Source organism: Rodentibacter caecimuris (genome assembly GCF_010587025.1).
Classification (GTDB): Bacteria; Pseudomonadota; Gammaproteobacteria; order Enterobacterales; family Pasteurellaceae; genus Rodentibacter; species Rodentibacter caecimuris.
On record NZ_CP040863.1, the window covers coordinates 1826670 to 1845000 of the forward strand.

The following is an 18331-nucleotide window of genomic DNA, read 5'->3' on the forward strand; positions in this document are numbered from 1 at the left end:
GGGGACATTATACCGATTTTTTCAAAAATTTCGGCAGTAACGTTGAACCAAGGGTGGCAAACATAATGAGTGTGATGCCAAGTGCGGTCGAAAATGAGAGCGTTTCCCCAAGTAACAGAACCGCAAATAAAATGCCGAATAAGGGTTCAAGGGAAACTAAAATACCGGAAAGATTGGCATCGACACTGTTTAACCCTTTATTCCACAGCCAAAAGGCAAGCCAGCTGCAACCGATGGCAAGATAAAATAAGCCGGCGATACCGTAACCGCTTAAATTAATGTCCCAATTTTCTGTTAGAATCAGGGTGAAAGGGATTGTGGTGAGCGTCCCTAATACAATACTGACCGCCGTGTAGGCTTGTGTTGAGACTTTTGCTACGACGGTGCGTGTCCAACGTAATACACTCGCAAAAATGACTCCGGCACTGAGCACCAATAAGCAACCGAATAAGCTAATTTCATTGATCCCTTCATTGTGTTGCCCGCCATTGATCATCACGGCAACCCCTAAAAATGCGATGGCACCGAATAACCAATGGAACCATTTGGCTTGGTCTTTAAAAAAGAAATGACCGACAAACACCACCAGTAGCGGTTCAAGCCCAATCATCGTGACGGCACTGGTGGCAGAGGTATATTTTAAACCGATAAATTGCAGTAAGAAAACGGCAGTATAGTTAAGAAAGGCAAGCCACCAAAGCTGCTTGCGCATGGACTTGTCTATTTTTTTCCAACGGCGTAAAAAGAGGGGGAACACGAAAATCATCGCAATAATTAACCGCACTTGGACAATAAGCACAGGATCCATCATCGAATAGGTGAATTTTGCGGCGATTAATGAACTGCTCCAAAGGAGCAGAGCTATAATTTGGTAGATCATAGATATTCCGTTATTTTTCAAGTGCGGTCACAAAAAACAAGTTTTTTGAACGTTGACTTTACCAATGGCTCCAAAGGAGTGAATCAATCACTTTAGTGATTGATGGATAATTTTTCACTTGTTTTCACAAGGCGACTTTCTCCCCATTTATTCCCTACTAAGAATGCGATTAAACCAAAGATTAATGCAGGAACGATTTGATGGAATCCAAGTAGTTTCACACTGAGTTGTGTGAGCAAAATATAGCTGCCCAAGCCGACAATCATTGAGCTTAATGCGCCGTACGCATTGGCTTTATCCCAATAAATCCCCAACACAATAATCCATAAAAATGCGGCTTCCAACCCACCAAAAGCGAACAAGTTCAGCCAAATGATCATATCCGGCGGATTAAGGGCGGCGAGAATTAAAAGTGCGGTTAAAATCAGCGTAATAATGGAAGAAAAATAGCTGATTTTTTTTTCGTTCTTTGCCTCTTCCGGTTTAGCGGAAAGGTATAAATCTTTGACAAAAATTGAGGAGGATTGAATAAGTTGCGCATCAATTGTTGACATAATGGCGGACATTGGCGCAGCTAAAAAAATCCCCGCTACAATTGGCGGTAGCACTTGTAACATTAATGTTGGAATAACCTGATCGGCAATGGTGAGCTCAGGAATAACCGCACGCCCCAGTGCGCCGGCTAAGTGCATACCGAACATAATTAAAGAAAGCACAATGGTACCGATCAACATACCTTGATGTAACGCTTTACTGTCTTTAAATGCCATACAACGAACCGCCGTGTGTGGTAGCCCTACCACTCCGAAACAAACTAAAATCCAAAATGACGCCATAAATTGAAAATCAAGCATCTCATTTGGGCCGTAGGGGGTAACTAACGCAGGATCAATTTCGGTTAATTTATTGACCGCACTTTCTACTCCGCCAAGGGCATAAATTGTGCCGCCAAGTAAAATGATGGTACCAATAATCATCACCGTACCTTGGATAGTATCGGTCAGCACGACCGCACGAAAACCGCCGATAAAGGTATAGATTCCCACGGTGAAAGCAAAAAGTAAAAGAGCCTGCGTGTAAGAAATTCCAATGGTTGTTTCAAGCAATCGTGCACCGCCGATAAATTGCACGGTCATCGCGGCAAAAAAAGCGAGTAATAAAGCGAGGCTTGAAATCCAAACAAGATATTTGTTTTTATATCGATACAGAAAAAGATCGTTGATAGTGAGAGCGTTGGTTTCACGGGAAAGAAGGGCGAATTTTTTGCCCAACGCACCTAAAGCAAGCCAGACTGCCGGCACCTGAATCATCGCTAATAGTACCCAGCCCAGCCCATATTTATACGCTGCGCCCGGGCCGCCGACAAAAGAACTGGCACTGGCATAGGTGGAGGCGGTAGTCATGGCAAGCACAAAACCGGTCATCGAGCGGTTACCCACATAATATTCCGTTAAAAAATCGCCTTTCGTGCGTTTTACATAAGCGTAAATAGCTGCGCCAAATACAAAGGCAAGATAGATAACTAAGGGGAAAATAATGCCTAAATTCATTGCTTGTCTCCTTTGTCATCTTGTTTTATTTCGAGCGAAATATCTTGATAGATAATTCTAATCAGCCAATAACCGACCACAATAAATAAAATCGGCAAATAAATGCAAGCAAGTTCAAACCAAAGGGGAAAACCGATTGGGCCAAGGGTGTTTTTCGGTAAGTAAGCACATAAACACCAACCAATCACATAGAAGAACGTTAGTCCTAATGCCCATCGTGCTTCCTTGGCGGCTTGTTTGTATCGCTGTGTGAGTGTCATTGTGTATCCTTAGTTAAAATGTTTTACTCATTTCTAAATAAATACGGTTTTTATCATAACTATAAAAAGGATGGTTACTTTTTATTTTTTGATACGTCCAGGTTAGTTTTGGTGTAATACCCCAAAAATAAATATTTCGATGCCACAGCGTGAGTACAGCAAAATATTCACTATTCTTTTGACGAATATTAAAAAAGTCAATATCTTTATAGATTCGTCTTGCATAAGCAAGGTTTAATCGGGTGGAAATACCGAGTGGCCATTCTTGTCCCCAACCTAAACGGATATTTTTGCGTTGGTAAGCATTATCGCGATCACGGGTATTTTCACGATTATAATCAATACCGGCAAGCCAATATTGCCCGCTTTTGGGAACAAAAAGTAGAGTGTTTGACCAAAGGTAATTATTGCCATTTAAATGTTTCCGCCAGTTATAACGTTGTTCACCATACTCAAGTGCGGTCGAAATTTGCCATTTTTCATTTAACCAATAGTTTGTTTCTAATCGTATACCGGAATTTTTAGCATATTGTTTTAATGCATCACCACCCGATGAGCCACCGCCATACCAACGTTTTTCTGTAAAGGGGGTGAGTAAGTTTTCAAAACGTGCAGTTTGATAGCCTAAACCTGCTCCTACACGAAGATTTAATTCATTGTATTTTCTGTTATTCCAAAAATATCGACCTTGTCCTTCAAGTTGCAATTTTGTGAATACATTATTCGCCCAAGACCATTTTTTCTCGCCATTCAAATAGTAGGAAAAACCTTGTGCACTTTCTTTTTCCCAAGCATTCCAATTACCAATTTTTGTGCCGGATTTAGGGGCGTTATTGATGTTTGATTCATTTAAATAACTGATCCCGCCATTCACTTTCCATTGATTGCGTTTGTTTAAGGCTGATAAATATTGATCAATAATTTGAATGCTTTCCGGAGAGATATCTTCCGCACGTAATTTTTGAAATTGATCTTTTGCTGCTTCATTATCATTGTTTAAAAATAAGGCTTGTGCCAACTGATAACGTAGGGCGATGATATGCGAATGCTGGCTAAATAAAGTTCGATAACGCTCGGCTGCCAGAGAAAAATTTCCTTGATGACGTGCTAGAATCGATTCAGACCAAGCTAATAAAGTAGGATCCTGATTAGGTAAGTTTTTATAAAACGGGAGTAAAATTTCTACGGCTTTCGCATTATTTTGTAAGACGGCTGGAACTAATCCACGAATGATTAAATCGGGATGCTGCTGTAGTTCGGCACTGCTCATTGAAATATTTTCTATCTTTGGTGTAGAAATTTGTGCCTCTGCTTGTGGAAGTTTTGGTTTTGCCATATTAATGCGATCGTCCAGCCCATCGCTTTTAGATTGAGCCATTTCTGCCGAAGCATTGATAGCAAACAATATATAGAGGGTAGAAAGAAAAATCTTACCGGATTTCATTAATTTTAATTCTCTTAGATATGAATTATGAATAAAGCAAGCACTGTGGCTTACTTTATAATTCTAGATGTTCATTTTATTGTTTTGCAGCACCAAAAGCGGCATTCCAAGATTGATCATTGCCCTGTGCAAGACCTGCCATCTCTTTCGCATTATTGCCGTAGAATTTACCTTCTACTTGACCATTTGATAGCGTAGTTGAATCGGTTGTCCCTGTAAATGAATTACCTGAAATTTGAGCATTAATTTCTACTTTTACTGGCTGGAGATTCCTATTTGGGATGTTGAGTGAACCTTCTAAGGTTTTATTTCCAAAATCGACATTAAATTCAGATGAACCACGGTGGTACTCTTTTGGTTCTAACCCATACACGTTTCTTACAGAAATGATGGTATCTCCGGAATAAGTCGCTCCCCCTGATGTAGGCATATTTTGAGTTGGATTTCCGTTGTAGAACATATAGCCATTGCTATTTTCATTTAAAGAGTCACTCACTCCAAAACGAGTATCAGAATAACGGCCACAGCATACTTCAAGTTTTCTTCCCTCTACGATCGTAGCTGTCCAATCTTTAATATCAATGTTTGATAATCCAATGATAATATCGACTCCATCTACATTTATAGAGGTTGTGTCGTAATGATTTAATGTTGTCGCTTGTGCATTAACATTATCATAACTTTCTGATGTTACAATTGCTGCACCGGTTTCGTTTCTCTCCAGTTGGGGTTGATTGTCAGATGCTTTGTTATCAGATGTTTTATTATCAGATGTTTTGTTATCAGATGTTTTATTATCAGATGTTTTGTTATCAGATGTTTTGTTATCAGATGTTTTGTTATCAGATGTTTTATTATCAGATGTTTTATTATCAGATGTTTTATTATCAGATGTTTTGTTATCAGATGCTTTGTTATCAGATGTTTTATTATCAGATGTTTTGTTATCAGATGTTTTATTATCAGATGTTTTATTATCAGATGTTTTGTTATCAGATGCTTTGTTATCAGATGTTTTATTATCAGATGTTTTGTTATCAGACGTTTTGTTTGTTTGTTGACTTATTTGAGTATTGTTTGACGCATTATTTTGCTGCGGCTGATTATCACTACCGCTGCCACCGCCACTACTTCCACAAGCTGAAACAATTAACGCAGCCAGGGCAGTTAAACCAAATCTTGTCAATGAAATTTTTGTTAGTTCCATAAGAGATCTCGTACAATTAATAAATAAAATTAAGATGAGCCAGAGTTAAAACGCTGGAAAGTCTATCAAAACTCGTGTAGCTTGTTAAGTGAATAAAAGATGAATTTTTAATAACTTAAAAAAACAAAAGTGCGGTCAAAAATGTATAAGATTTTTTGACCGCACTTTCTTTCATAGATGAAATTATTTCACTCGAGAGACATATTCGCCTGAACGGGTATCAACCTTAATGACTTCACCGATTTGCACGAACAGAGGCACTTTCACTACTGCTCCGGTGCTGAGGGTTGCCGGTTTGCCGCCGGTGCCTGCAGTGTCACCTTTTAAGCCCGGGTCGGTATCCACGATTTCTAATTCGACAAAGTTTGGTGGAGTAACGGTGATCGGCGAACCATTCCATAGGGTAACGATACAATCTGCTTGGTCTAATAACCATTTTTCTGCATCACCTACTGCTTTTGCATCGGCAGAATATTGCTCAAAGGTTTCAGGGTGCATGAAATACCAAAATGCCTCGTCTTTGTATGAATAGGTTAAGTTTAGATCCATAACATCAGCGGCTTCAACGGAAGTACCGGATTTGAAGTTCACATCCAACACTTTGCCTGAAATTAACTTACGAATGCGGGTGCGGGTAAATGCTTGACCTTTACCCGGTTTTACGAATTCGTTTTCAATGATTACGCAAGGCTCGCCGTCTTGCATAAATTTTAGACCCGGTTTGAAATCACTGGTAGTATATGTAGCCATATTAAATATCCTAAAAAGAAAGATGGTTTAAAAAGTGTGTATTTTAACTCAAGATCCGGTGATTAGAGAAGAACAAAATTGGCTCGCTATTTTAAAAAATGCGATTTCTGATCCTCAAGTATTACTAAAAATACTTGATTTACCGAAAAAGGATTTTGAATATGCATTAAATGCCCGAAAACTTTTTGCCCTTCGTGTCCCTCAACCTTTTGTCTCAAAAATGGAAAAAGGTAATCCGAATGATCCGCTCTTTTTGCAAGTGATGTGTTCCGATTTAGAATTTGTGCAGTCTGAAGGATTTTCAACAGATCCCCTTGAGGAACAAAATGCCAATGCCGTACCAAACGTTCTACATAAATATCAAAACCGTCTTCTATTTATGGTAAAAGGTGGCTGTGCGGTGAATTGCCGTTATTGCTTTCGTCGTCATTTTCCTTACGATGCAAACCCGGGTAATAAAAAAAGTTGGCAGCAGGCATTGGATTACATCGCCGAACATCAGGAAATTGAAGAGGTGATATTTTCCGGAGGCGATCCGCTGATGGCGAAAGATCATGAATTGACATGGTTGATAAAACGTCTCGAAAATCTACCGCACTTACAACGCTTACGCATTCATACCCGTTTGCCGGTGGTTATTCCACAGCGGATTACAGATGAATTTTGTGCGATTTTGGAGAAAAGCCGCTTGCAAACCGTGATGGTGACACATATTAATCATCCTAACGAAATTGATGAGCTTTTAGCCTATGCGATGAAAAAACTCCGCAATGTAGGGATAACGCTCCTTAACCAATCGGTTTTGTTGAAAGGCATTAATGATGATGCACAAGTTTTAAAAAATCTGAGTGATAAGTTATTTCAAATCGGTATTTTACCTTATTATCTGCATTTACTGGATAAGGTACAGGGAGCGAGCCATTTTTTAGTCGGCGATAAACAAGCCATGGCAATTTATAAAACTTTGCAATCGCTCACATCCGGCTATCTTGTGCCTAAACTTGCCCGTGAAATTGCGGGTGAGCCAAATAAGACTTTATACACTGAATAAGATCCGATAAAATGCTCGAAATTTTTACCGCACTTTTGTGCTTATCGCTAAGACGACAACGGGCAATAATAATTAACTGAGGTAATTCTGTGGATTCTATGAATAACAATCAATCAAACGAAAATAAATCTCAAAACGAACTTGATCTTGGTTTAAACCAAGCGGATACCGTGACACCAAGAAAACCGGTTCAATCGAATGAATCTTTATTGGGTAAGGCGAAAGGTTTGAAAGATTTATTTGGTCGTAAGGAACAAGTCGGGACGCAATTTCATGTGCGTAAAGAGCCGACCTTTGGTGAAGATAGTACACAGCAAGCGGCGCAGCCAAATCCGCAATCCAATTTCACCGAAACCGCTAAAATGACGGTTGAAAGCGTTGAGCAAAAAGTAGAAGCTACGGCTGAATCTGTGGTTGAACAGGTTGAAACGAAAGCTGAAAATGTGGTTGAAAGCTCAATTTCTGTCGCAGAGCAGGCTAAAGAAACCTTAGCTACCGGTGCAACAGCGGCAGCTGCCGCCTTGAAACGTCCTGAAAAATGGAAGATTCTTCAAATTTTACCGGAAAAACATCGCCGTCTCTTTATTACGATTTTAGCGTTAGTGTTACTTTTGATAGTATTTTTTGCGTTAAAGCCGAATTCTGATACGGTGGAGTCTTTTGAGCTACAAAATAGCAATGAAATTCCGGTGCAATTTCAATCATTAGATCAATCCCAACCGGTTGAAACAACCGTGTTGGATCATGTTTCTACAGCACAGGAAAGCGCTCCATCAGCAGAAACACAACCTCAGACAGAATCCGTTGCTACTGCGCAACCGGGCAAAATGGAATATATCGGCGATCAAAAATCGGCAACCGATTTACAAAAAACAACGGAGTCCGCCTCATCCGGCAATGAAACAATTTCCCAACCGGTTTCTAGCGTCCCTGTTCGTTCTGAACCGACCAGTGCGGTTGAAAGCCGCCATGAAGCGGTTAAACCCGTTATCCAAGAACGTAAAACTGTAGAAAAAACAACCGTGAAACCGGTTCAAACGAAAACCGAACCGACACGAAAAGTTACGACCCAAGAAACAAAAGCAACCGCAAAAAATGAACGTAAAGTTCAAATTGTAGAATCAAAACCTGCGACTAATACCGCAAAAGTCGCCTCAAGCGGAGCAAGTAAAACCTTAACGGTACCGAAAGGGGTATCCCTTATGCAAGTCTTCCGTGATAACAATTTGAATATTTCCGATGTGAATGCCATGACCAAAGCAAACGGTGCGGGTAATGCGTTGAGTAGCTTTAAACCGGGTGATAAAGTTCAGATTTCCTTGAATGGGCAAGGGCGTGTAAGTGAGCTACGTTTATCCAACGGAGCGAAGTTTGTGCGTCAATCGGACGGTTCTTATCAATTTAAAAAATAAAATAATGTGAAGGGCGGAAATCCGCCCTTTTTTTGTTCAATTTCGGTGGATACCTATGTTGAAAAAAATATCGTTTATTTTGACCGCACTTTTGCTGAACGGTTGTGCTGAAAATACGCTATTAAGTGAGCCGCTACCACAAAAAATGAAAGTACAAAAGGTGGATAAAACCTCACAGATAGGTTCGGCGAAATTATATCTTTGTAAAGATAACAAGGTAGTGCGGGTAACACATAGCACGGAAAAGAAAAATAAGAAGACGTTAAAACGGGTTACTATCACCTTTAATAATATGACGGAAAAATTAATGTTGGTGATCTCGGAGCGTGGAAAGGATTACGGCAATATTCGCTGGACTTGGCAAGAGCGTGATGATTTGAGTTTGTTAAAAACCAGCGTCGGCAAGATTTTAGCGGAACAGTGTCGATTGCGATCTTCCGAATTATTACCGAGTGAATAAACCGTGCAAAGCGATCTTCAACGTGGTTTTGTGCTACATCGCCGCCCTTACAGTGAAACCAGTTTATTGGTTGATTTATTCACTGAAGAAAGCGGTCGGCTGACGGTGATAGCAAAGGGGGCGCGGGCAAAACGTTCCGCATGGAAATCGGTGCTACAACCTTTCACTCCCTTGTTATTACGTTGGACGGGGAAAAGCGGCTTAAAAACGCTCACAAAGGCAGAACCTGCTGCGATGACTTTACCTTTACAACAAACCGCACTTTATAGCGGTTTCTATGTTAATGAACTGCTTACCCGTGTTATCGAACCTGAAACGGCTAATCCCCAATTATTCCAACATTATCTAAAATGCTTAACGGGTTTGGCGGCAGAAACCAATGTCGAACCTTGCTTACGTTTATTTGAATTTAATTTACTGCAAATTCTCGGCTATGGCGTAGATTTTCTGCATTGTGCCGGCTCAGGTCTGGTGGTAGAACCCACAATGACTTACCGTTATCGAGAAGAAAAAGGCTTTATTGCTTCACTGGTGAAAGATAATTTGACTTTTTATGGGCGGGATCTCATCGCTTTTGATGCGCTTGATTTTTCCGATGAAGCAGTACGCCAAGCGGCGAAACGTTTTACACGCATAGCTTTAAAACCTTACCTCGGCGATAGACCGTTGAAAAGCCGAGAATTATTTACTCAAAACATTCTTTATTTAAAATAATGCTCCTTTATACCAAACCGAAAAAAACAAAACAGCGGCAAACGATCACGGCTGATATTCTTGAACTGGATTATCAAGGATTAGGTGTGGCAAAAGTGAATGGAAAAACGTGGTTTATAGAAAATGCACTGCCACCGGAAAAAGTGGACTGTCTTGTGGTTGAGGAAAAACGCCAATATGGGCGGGCGGTAGCGAAAAAATGGCTTGAAAAAAGTCCGCTTCGTGTACTGCCGCAATGCACCTATTATGAGCGTTGCGGTGGCTGCCAAGCCCAACATATTCCTATTGAAATGCAGCGTGAAGCCAAACAGGCAGCATTATTTAAACGTTTATCAAGACTCCAACAGCAACCCATTGCTTTTCAACCGATGATTTGTGATGAGGCTTGGGTGTATCGCCGCCGAGTTCGTTTAAGCTTATGCTTCAACCCGAAAACCAAGCAAATTGAGCTGGGTTTTCGTCAGAAAAATAGCCACGATTTGATCGCGGTGGAACATTGCGAAGTGCTTGAACCTGTCATCAATAATTTACTGCCAAAATTGACCGCACTTTTAGCCAGTTATTCCAGACAAAAACAACTTGGGCATATTGAGTTAGTCGCAGCGGATAATGGAGTGGCAATGCTATTGCGTTACACCGGAAATCTTGCCGATACTGATCGCAGTTTGTTGTTGAATTTTGCCGAACAAGAAAATCTTATGCTTTTTTTACAAAATGATGACGGCATTGAACAAATTTGTGGTGGTTTACCCTATTATCAATTTGCTAACGGCATTAAATTGAATTTTGATATTCGTGATTTTATTCAAATCAACCGTCGGTTAAACGAGAAAATGGTACAAACCGCACTGGATTGGCTCTCCCTTAACTCGAGGGATCATGTGCTGGATTTATTTTGCGGTATGGGTAATTTCACGCTTCCTATGGCGAAACGGGTTAAAAGCGCGGTAGGAATTGAAGGGGTTTTTGAGATGGTACAAAAGGCGACACTCAATGCCGAACACAACCAGATCAATAATATTGAATTTTTTCAGGCAAATCTTGACCAACCTTTTGTCAATCAACCTTGGGCAAATCAGCCTTTCAACAAAGTGTTGCTCGATCCGCCTCGTAGCGGTGCAGCGTTTGCATTAAAGGCACTTTGTCAATTAAAGGCGGAGAAAATGCTTTATGTTTCTTGTAATCCTGCCACCTTGGTACGTGATGCGGAGATTTTGCTCGGGCTGGGTTATAAAATAGAAAAGAGCGCCGTGATTGATATGTTTCCTCATACGGGGCATTTGGAATCCATTACGTTATTTTCTACAAAATAAGTAGGTTATTCTGTTACAATGACAGACTAAAATGGAGTGGCAGGGAGCTACGCTTCTCATCAACAAGGGGGTATTAATGGTTGCTGTTCGCGGTTCTCATTTGTTAAATCCGCAAGATTTTGTGATTGAACAATGGTGTACATCGTTAAAACTGACGGAGCAAACGGAAAAAACGTTGATTGACGCTTGGTATTATTCGTGTGAGCTAATAACAGCCCATCCTGATGAAATGCAAAATGCGACATTGACACTCCAATCCGGTGTAGAAATGGTGGAAATTCTACACGAACTTAATATGGACGCGGAAAGTCTTGTTACCGCTATGCTGTTCCCGATTGTGGCGAATCGTTTGGTGGATTGGGAAGCATTGGAAGAGAAATTCGGCACGAAAATTCTCAAATTACTGAGCGGGGTTGAGGAAATGGATAATATCCGCCAACTCAATGCCAGCCATTCCGCCAATGTCTTACAAGTGGATAATGTCCGTCGTATGCTGCTTGCCATGGTTGATGATTTCCGTTGTGTGATTATCAAGCTTGCGGAACGCATTACTTTCCTCCGTGATGCGGAAAATCGCTGTTCTGAAGAGGAAAAAGTCCTTGCCGCTAAAGAATGTTCCAATATTTACGCACCGCTGGCAAACCGTTTAGGTATCGGACAGCTTAAATGGGAGCTGGAAGATTACTGTTTCCGATATTTACACCCCGAACAATATCGGGCTATTGCCAAATTATTACAAGAACGCCGTTTGGATCGCGAACATTACATTGCTGATTTTGTGGAATCACTCAGTCGCCGCTTGCGTAAAAACATCGAGCATGTTGATGTGTATGGCCGCCCAAAACATATTTATAGCATTTGGCGTAAAATGCAGAAAAAGCACTTAGAATTTGGTGCGTTATATGATGTAAGAGCGGTTAGGATTATCGTCCCAAAATTACAAGATTGTTATACCGCATTGGGCATTGTTCATACTCATTTCAAACATTTACCAAAAGAATTTGATGATTACGTTGCGAACCCGAAACCGAACGGGTATCAGTCTATTCATACCGTTGTGTTGGGAAAAGGCGGTAAGCCGATTGAGGTGCAAATCCGCACCCAACAAATGCACGATGATGCGGAATTAGGCGTTGCCGCGCATTGGAAATACAAAGAAGGCACGACGGGTTCGATGTCGGCGTATGAAGAAAAAATCGCCTGGTTACGCAAATTACTCGCCTGGCAGGACGATATTACCGATTCCGGCGAAGTGATGGCGGAATTACGAAGCCAAGTATTTGATGATCGTGTCTATGTGTTTACCCCCAAAGGGGAGGTGGTGGATTTACCGACCGGTTCTACTCCGCTTGATTTTGCTTATGCCATTCATAGTGAAATCGGTCATCGCTGTATCGGTGCGAAAGTATCAGGGCGAATTGTACCGTTCACCTATCAACTACAAATGGGTGATCAAATTGAAATTATCACGCAAAAAAATCCGAACCCGAGTCGGGATTGGCTCAATCCGAACTTAGGTTTTACCCATACGGCAAAATCGCGGGCAAAAATTCAAGCATGGTTCAAAAAACAGGATCGTGATAAAAATGTGCCGGCAGGGAAAGAATTACTGGATAATGAATTAGCCCGTTTAAATCTCAGCCTCAAACAGATCGAGCCTTATGCCTTACCGCGCTATAACTTGAAAAATATTGATGATCTTTATGCCGGGATCGGCAGCGGTGATATTCGTCTCAATCATTTGGTGAATTTTTTACAAAGTAAGCTCATCAAAGTGAGCGCAGAACAAGTTGATCAAGAAATTCTGCGTCATGTGGCAAATAAAAGTGCGGTCAATTCTCAACAAAAAAATCATGGCAAGAATGACTACGTCATAGTAGAAGGGGTAGGAAATTTAATGCACCATATTGCCCGTTGTTGTCAGCCGATTCCGGGGGATGCGATTGTCGGTTATATCACAATGGGACGCGGCATTTCGATTCACCGTAGTGATTGCGAACAGTTTTTAGACCTGCAAGCGGCACATCCTGAACGTGTGGTGGAATCTATTTGGGGGGAAAATTATGCCAGCGGCTTCCATATTAATATCCGTATTGTGGCAAGCGATCGTAACGGTTTGTTGCGTGATATTACGACAGTGTTGGCGAATGAAAAAATCAGTGTGTTGGGCGTATCCAGTCGAGCCGATACGAAAAAGCAATTAGCTACCATTGATATGGAAATCGAACTGCACAATGTAGAAAGTTTAAGCAAAATCTTGGCTAGAGTTTCAAAGCTAAACGATGTGATCGAAGCCAAGCGTTTATAAAATAGGAATTGTTATGCATAAAACCACAGGGGTAACCCATTTAATTAATTCGACAAAATATTCCCTTCAAGGCTTAAAAAGCACATTCAAGAACGAAACCGCATTCCGCCATGAATGTGTGCTTGCGGTAATTTTAATTCCGCTTGCCTTTTTGTTAGGAGAAACCAAGATTGAAATCGCTTTAATGATTTCGTCTGTTTTACTTGTACTGGCGGTGGAATTGTTAAACAGTGCGGTGGAAGCGGTCGTCGATCGGATTGGCAGCGAACGCCACGAACTTTCCGGTCGAGCCAAAGATCAAGGCTCTGCCGCCGTATTTATCGCCCTTTGCATTGTTGGCGTGATATGGGGGAGTATTTTATTCTTCTAAAGTGCGGTCGGTTTTAAGAAAGATTTTCGGCTTATGTGTTGGCATAAGCCGTTTTTATGTTGCTCGTGCTAGACGGTGATTAATTCGACAGTGAGCTCTTTAATGGCATGTTGTACGGGCTCAACGAGATTTTTATCACAAATAATGCGATCAAAGCGGGTTAAAGGACAAATATGGAATGTTGCCACTTTGCCATATTTTGAGGAGTCCGAGACTAAGATTCTTTGATTCGCAGCATCAAGCAAGGCTTTTTTTACCGGCAATTTATTTTCATCGGGCGTGGTTAATCCTTTCAATGTCCATGATGAAGTGGAAACAAATGCAATATCGATAGAAAGTTGCCGAAGGAATTGACCGGCGAGTTCCCCAACGGAAGAATGATTCAATTTATTCACGGTTCCGCCAATGTGAATCAACTCACATTGCCCGTTTGTCATAAGAAAATGAGCAATGGAAAAATCATTTGTAACCACTAAGAGATCATCACGTTCAATTAAGCGGTAAGCGATTTCCAATGTTGTCGTACCGGCATCAAGATAGATCGTGGTATTCGTTGGAATGTGTTGTGCGGCAAATTTGCCGATTTGCTCTTTTTGAGTATGAAAAAGAAGTGATTTATCTTGGTAAGTCGGTTCAAAAGACAAATGCTCTTGCATTTTTACACCGCCCGATATGGATACCACTTTTCCCATTTCTTCTAATTTTTGAATATCGCGGCGAATAGTCATATGAGAAACATTCAGCGATTCAGCCAGTTGTGTAATGCTGACCACATCTTTTTGATTGATTAAATTGAGCAACAATTTTTGACGTTCTGCAGGAATCATAACATCCTCTCCAAAATTTTCTTCATTATATCGTTTTTTCCTCTTTATTTGTTTTCTTTCTTTTTTTAACAAAAAATAACACAAATGTTAATATTTGTGATCTTGTTCACGTTTTTTTATTTTGAAACCTGTCAGAATGCCTTTCATTAAATCAACGAATAATTCGTGGAGGAAACGTAATGACAAACAAACCTTATTCAGTTGCCGTAATTGGCCTAGGCGCAATGGGAATGGGCGCCGCACAATCTTGTATGAAAGCAGGATTGACAACCTATGGCGTCGATCTTAACACAACAGCACTTGAAAAATTAAAGGAAGACGGTGCTTATGGGGTCAGCCAAAGTGCGGTCGATTTTGCCGATAAATTAGACGCCGTTGTATTGCTTGTAGTCAATGCCATACAGGTCAAGGCGGTGTTATTTGGTGAAAATGGTTTAGCGGAAAAACTGAATAAAGGTTGCGCGGTGATGGTTTCTTCAACTATATCCGCACAGGATGCGAAAGAAATTTCACAAAAATTAACAAGTTTAGGCTTGCTCATGTTAGATGCGCCAGTTTCCGGTGGGGCGGCAAAAGCTGCCGCAGGAGAAATGACAGTCATGGCATCCGGTTCAAAACAAGCGTTTGATAAATTACAGCCCGTACTCAATGCGGTGGCAGGTAAGGTGTACAACATTGGCGAAGAAATCGGCTTAGGTGCCACGGTGAAAATTATTCATCAATTACTCGCAGGTGTACACATTGCCGCAGGAGCAGAGGCGATGGCATTAGCCGCCAAGGCAGGCATTCCTCTTGATTTAATGTATGACGTGGTGACCAATGCGGCAGGTAATTCATGGATGTTTGAAAACCGAATGAAACACGTCGTAGAAGGGGATTATTCTCCGCTCTCTATGGTGGATATTTTTGTGAAAGATTTAGGGTTAGTAAACGATACGGCAAAATCTTTACGTTTCCCACTTCACCTTGCCAGTACCACCTATTCAATGTTCACAGAAGCCAGTAACGCCGGCTATGGAAAAGAAGATGACAGTGCGGTGATTAAAATTTTCAGCGGCATTGAGTTGCCGAAAAAAGGAGCATAACGATGTTAGGTGTTATTGCGGATGATTTTACCGGTGCGAGCGATATTGCCAGTTTTCTTGTAGAAAACGGTTTGAATACAGTGCAAATGAATGGTGTGCCAAATACGACATTAACGGAAAAAGTGGATGCCATTGTCATTAGCTTAAAGTCTCGTTCAAATCCGGTGGAGGAAGCCATCGAACAATCCTTACAAGCGCTTGATTGGTTACAAAAGAGCGGTTGTTCTCAGTTCTATTTTAAATATTGCTCGACCTTTGACAGTACCGAAAAAGGCAATATCGGGCCGGTAACGGATGCCCTATTAGAGGCGCTTAATGATGATTTTACAGTAATTACGCCGGCTCTACCGATTAATGGAAGAACGATTTTTAACGGTTATTTATTTGTCGGCAACCTGTTGCTGAATGAATCCGGAATGCGTCATCACCCGATTACCCCGATGAAAGATGCCAATCTTATGCGTTTAATGGATGCGCAAGCCAAAGGAAAAACGGGCTTGGTGAGCTATGCGGAGGTGATTCAAGGCGCAGATCATGTGAAATCTTGTTTTACCCAATTAAAACAAGCGGGATTCCGTTATGCCGTGGTGGATGCGGCAGATAATAGCCAGCTTGCTGTTCTTGCGGAAGCCGTGAGTGATTTGAAATTAGTGACCGGCGGTTCCGGACTCGGGGCTTATATGGCGGCGAGATTAAGCGGCGGAAAAAAAGCAGAGGATGCATTTGTACCGAGAAAAGCACGAAGCGTGATTCTTTCCGGCTCTTGTTCCGAAATGAGCAATAAGCAAGTGAAGCTTTATAAGGAAAAAGCCACCGCACTTTACTTAGATGTGGAAAAAGCGATAGCGGACGCCAATTATGCCGACCGCTTATTTGAACAAATTCTGCCGCATATTGATGAACCGCTTGCGCCAATGGTTTATGCCACCGTACCGCCTGATGAACTAAAACAGATTCAGGCGCAATTTGGTGCGGAGCAGGCAAGCCAAGCCATTGAACAAACTTTTGCGAAATTGGCGCAACGATTAAAAGAAAAAGCCAATGTAGAGAACATTATTACCGCAGGCGGTGAAACGTCCAGCATTGTGGTACAAAAACTTGGATTTAGCGGGTTTCAAATCGGTAAACAAATCGCACCGGGCGTGCCTTGGTTAAAAGCACTGGGAGAATCGACCGCACTTGCTTTGAAATCCGGCAACTTCGGCAAAGAAACTTTTTTTATTGATGCACAGGAAATGATGTTATGACTGATTCGGAATTAAAAACACTCATGGTGCAACTTGGCCGTTCTTTCTATGAGCGGGGGTATACCGTTGGCGGGGCGGGAAATCTCTCCGTGCGGCTAGCGGAAAATCGCATTTTAGTGACACCAACGGGTTCTTCTTTAGGGCGTTTGAAAGCGGAACGACTTTCCGTGTTGGATATGGACGGCAATGTGCTTGAAGGCGATAAACCCTCAAAAGAATCCGTCTTCCATTTAGCGATGTATCGTAAAAATCCTGAATGTCGGGCAATTGTGCATCTTCATTCTACCTATTTGACCGCCCTTTCCTGTTTGGAAAATCTTGATCCGCAAAATGCAATGAAAGCCTTTACGCCTTATTACGTCATGCGGGTCGGCGGCTTACAGGTGGTTCCTTATTATCGTCCCGGCTCCCCTCGTATTGCTGAAGAATTAGAGGCGCGGGCATTATCCGGCAAAGCCTTTTTACTGGCGAATCATGGGGTAGTAGTAACGGGAAACGATTTATTAGATGCCGCAGATAACGCAGAAGAACTGGAAGAAACCGCAAAACTCTTTTTCCTTTTACAAGGAAAACCGATTCGTTATCTCACAGATGACGAAGTGAACGAATTAAAAAATAGGGGGAAATAGCGATGCCTAAATTTGCTGCGAATTTAACCATGATGTTCAACGAAGTTCCTTTTATGGAACGTTTTGCCGCCGCAGCCAAAGCCGGCTTCAAATATGTTGAATTTCTCTGGCCTTATGATTACGAGATTAAAACCATTAAGCAAGAATTGGATAAACACGGTTTACAAGTGGTGCTATTTAACACGCCCGCCGGTGAGGTATCCAAAGGGGAGTGGGGTGTTTCGGCAATTCCGGGGCGTGAGGCGGAAAGCCACGCCCATATTGATATGGCACTTGATTATGCACTCGGTTTGGGTTGCCCTAACGTGCATATTATGGCGGCAGTGGTGCCTGAAGGGGCGGATAAAGCGGAATATCAGCAAACTTTTATTAGCAATCTTCGCTATGCGTCGGAAAAATTTAAACCGCATGGGGTGAATATTTTGCTTGAAGCCCTAAGTCCGGCAGTTAAACCCAATTATTTATTGAAAAGCCAATACGATACCTTGGCAATCGTGGAACGGGTTGAACGCGACAATGTTTTCGTTCAATTGGATTATTACCACGCACAAAATGTGGACGGTAACTTATCCCGTTTAACGGATAAATTAAACGGCAAATTTGCCCATGTGCAGATGGCTTCCGTACCGGATCGTCATGAACCGGACGAAGGTGAAATTAACTACGACTATATTTTCAATAAACTGGATGAAATCGGCTATCAAGGTTTTGTCGGTTGCGAATACAAACCGCGGGGAGAAACATCAAGCGGTTTGGGATGGTTTGAGAAGTATAAATAAGTCATAAAGTGCGGTTGTTTTTTGTCATGTTTTTTCAATATGAAA

General features: G+C 41.6%; 18 protein-coding genes. 11 read left to right on the forward strand and 7 right to left on the reverse strand.

Annotated features, from left to right (window positions below):
• Window positions 1-7: 7 nt before the first annotated feature.
• The 6 genes from FEE42_RS09005 to efp form a co-directional block, all read right to left on the reverse strand.
• On the reverse strand, window positions 8-880 hold the full coding sequence (locus tag FEE42_RS09005; RefSeq protein WP_164028263.1) for a DMT family transporter: 873 nt from the start codon (window positions 878-880) through the stop codon (window positions 8-10).
• Window positions 881-972: 92 nt separating this feature from the next.
• Window positions 973-2430 carry a sodium/pantothenate symporter gene (gene panF, locus FEE42_RS09010; RefSeq protein ID WP_164028265.1) on the reverse strand — a complete coding sequence of 486 codons (1458 nt, stop codon included), beginning with the start codon at window positions 2428-2430 and terminating at the stop codon, window positions 973-975.
• Entirely contained in the window at window positions 2427-2690 is a 264-nt protein-coding gene (locus FEE42_RS09015; RefSeq protein WP_077581706.1) for a YhdT family protein, read from the reverse strand. Before FEE42_RS09015 ends, panF begins: the two co-directional genes overlap by 4 nt.
• A gap of 13 nt (window positions 2691-2703) precedes the next feature.
• Complete coding sequence (locus FEE42_RS09020) at window positions 2704-4134, reverse strand: surface lipoprotein assembly modifier (protein ID WP_377092414.1); 1431 nt, start codon at window positions 4132-4134, stop codon at window positions 2704-2706.
• Window positions 4135-4210: 76 nt separating this feature from the next.
• Complete coding sequence (locus FEE42_RS09025) at window positions 4211-5341, reverse strand: Slam-dependent surface lipoprotein (protein WP_164028267.1); 1131 nt, start codon at window positions 5339-5341, stop codon at window positions 4211-4213.
• A 183-nt stretch (window positions 5342-5524) separates the two neighbouring features.
• Window positions 5525-6091 (reverse strand): elongation factor P, encoded by a 567-nt coding sequence (gene efp, locus FEE42_RS09030; protein WP_059368513.1) that lies wholly within the window; start codon window positions 6089-6091, stop codon window positions 5525-5527.
• A 34-nt stretch (window positions 6092-6125) separates the two neighbouring features.
• On the opposite strand from efp, the gene epmB reads away from it, so the two are divergent.
• The 7 genes from epmB to FEE42_RS09065 all read left to right on the forward strand — a co-directional run bounded on the left by epmB (window position 6126) and on the right by FEE42_RS09065 (window position 13719).
• Window positions 6126-7142, forward strand: a complete 1017-nt coding sequence (epmB, locus tag FEE42_RS09035; protein ID WP_164028269.1) for an EF-P beta-lysylation protein EpmB — start codon at window positions 6126-6128, stop codon at window positions 7140-7142.
• Window positions 7143-7240: 98 nt separating this feature from the next.
• Window positions 7241-8554, forward strand: coding sequence for an opacity-associated protein OapA (oapA, locus tag FEE42_RS09040; RefSeq protein WP_164028271.1), 1314 nt, complete (start codon window positions 7241-7243; stop codon window positions 8552-8554).
• 55 nt (window positions 8555-8609) lie between these two features.
• Window positions 8610-9014: an MliC family protein gene (locus FEE42_RS09045; protein ID WP_077581702.1), complete on the forward strand. Its 405-nt coding sequence runs from the start codon at window positions 8610-8612 to the stop codon at window positions 9012-9014.
• 3 nt (window positions 9015-9017) lie between these two features.
• Window positions 9018-9728, forward strand: a complete 711-nt coding sequence (gene recO, locus FEE42_RS09050) for a DNA repair protein RecO (RefSeq protein ID WP_059368498.1) — start codon at window positions 9018-9020, stop codon at window positions 9726-9728.
• The gene (gene rlmD / locus FEE42_RS09055; protein ID WP_164028831.1) at window positions 9725-11041 is read left to right on the forward strand and encodes a 23S rRNA (uracil(1939)-C(5))-methyltransferase RlmD; all 1317 of its coding nucleotides are present in this window, start codon (window positions 9725-9727) and stop codon (window positions 11039-11041) included. Before recO ends, rlmD begins: the two co-directional genes overlap by 4 nt.
• A 76-nt stretch (window positions 11042-11117) precedes the next feature.
• Window positions 11118-13349 carry a GTP diphosphokinase gene (gene relA / locus FEE42_RS09060; RefSeq protein ID WP_164028273.1) on the forward strand — a complete coding sequence of 744 codons (2232 nt, stop codon included), beginning with the start codon at window positions 11118-11120 and terminating at the stop codon, window positions 13347-13349.
• Between the two features lie 13 nt (window positions 13350-13362).
• On the forward strand, window positions 13363-13719 hold the full coding sequence (locus FEE42_RS09065) for a diacylglycerol kinase (protein ID WP_059368492.1): 357 nt from the start codon (window positions 13363-13365) through the stop codon (window positions 13717-13719).
• Window positions 13720-13787: 68 nt separating this feature from the next.
• On the opposite strand, the gene FEE42_RS09070 is transcribed toward FEE42_RS09065, so the two are convergent.
• A complete protein-coding gene (locus tag FEE42_RS09070; protein ID WP_059368488.1) occupies window positions 13788-14546 on the reverse strand; it encodes a DeoR/GlpR family DNA-binding transcription regulator in 759 nt (252 codons plus the stop codon).
• 179 nt (window positions 14547-14725) lie between these two features.
• On the opposite strand from FEE42_RS09070, the gene ltnD reads away from it, so the two are divergent.
• The 4 genes from ltnD to otnI are packed head-to-tail and all read left to right on the forward strand — an operon-like array spanning window position 14726 to window position 18286.
• Window positions 14726-15631 carry an L-threonate dehydrogenase gene (gene ltnD / locus FEE42_RS09075; protein ID WP_164028274.1) on the forward strand — a complete coding sequence of 302 codons (906 nt, stop codon included), beginning with the start codon at window positions 14726-14728 and terminating at the stop codon, window positions 15629-15631.
• A gap of 2 nt (window positions 15632-15633) precedes the next feature.
• Window positions 15634-16878: a 3-oxo-tetronate kinase gene (gene otnK, locus FEE42_RS09080; RefSeq protein WP_164028276.1), complete on the forward strand. Its 1245-nt coding sequence runs from the start codon at window positions 15634-15636 to the stop codon at window positions 16876-16878.
• On the forward strand, window positions 16875-17507 hold the full coding sequence (gene otnC / locus FEE42_RS09085; protein ID WP_164028277.1) for a 3-oxo-tetronate 4-phosphate decarboxylase: 633 nt from the start codon (window positions 16875-16877) through the stop codon (window positions 17505-17507). Before otnK ends, otnC begins: the two co-directional genes overlap by 4 nt.
• 2 nt (window positions 17508-17509) lie before the next feature.
• Complete coding sequence (gene otnI / locus FEE42_RS09090) at window positions 17510-18286, forward strand: 2-oxo-tetronate isomerase (protein WP_059368480.1); 777 nt, start codon at window positions 17510-17512, stop codon at window positions 18284-18286.
• The last annotated feature ends 45 nt before the right edge of the window (window positions 18287-18331 follow it).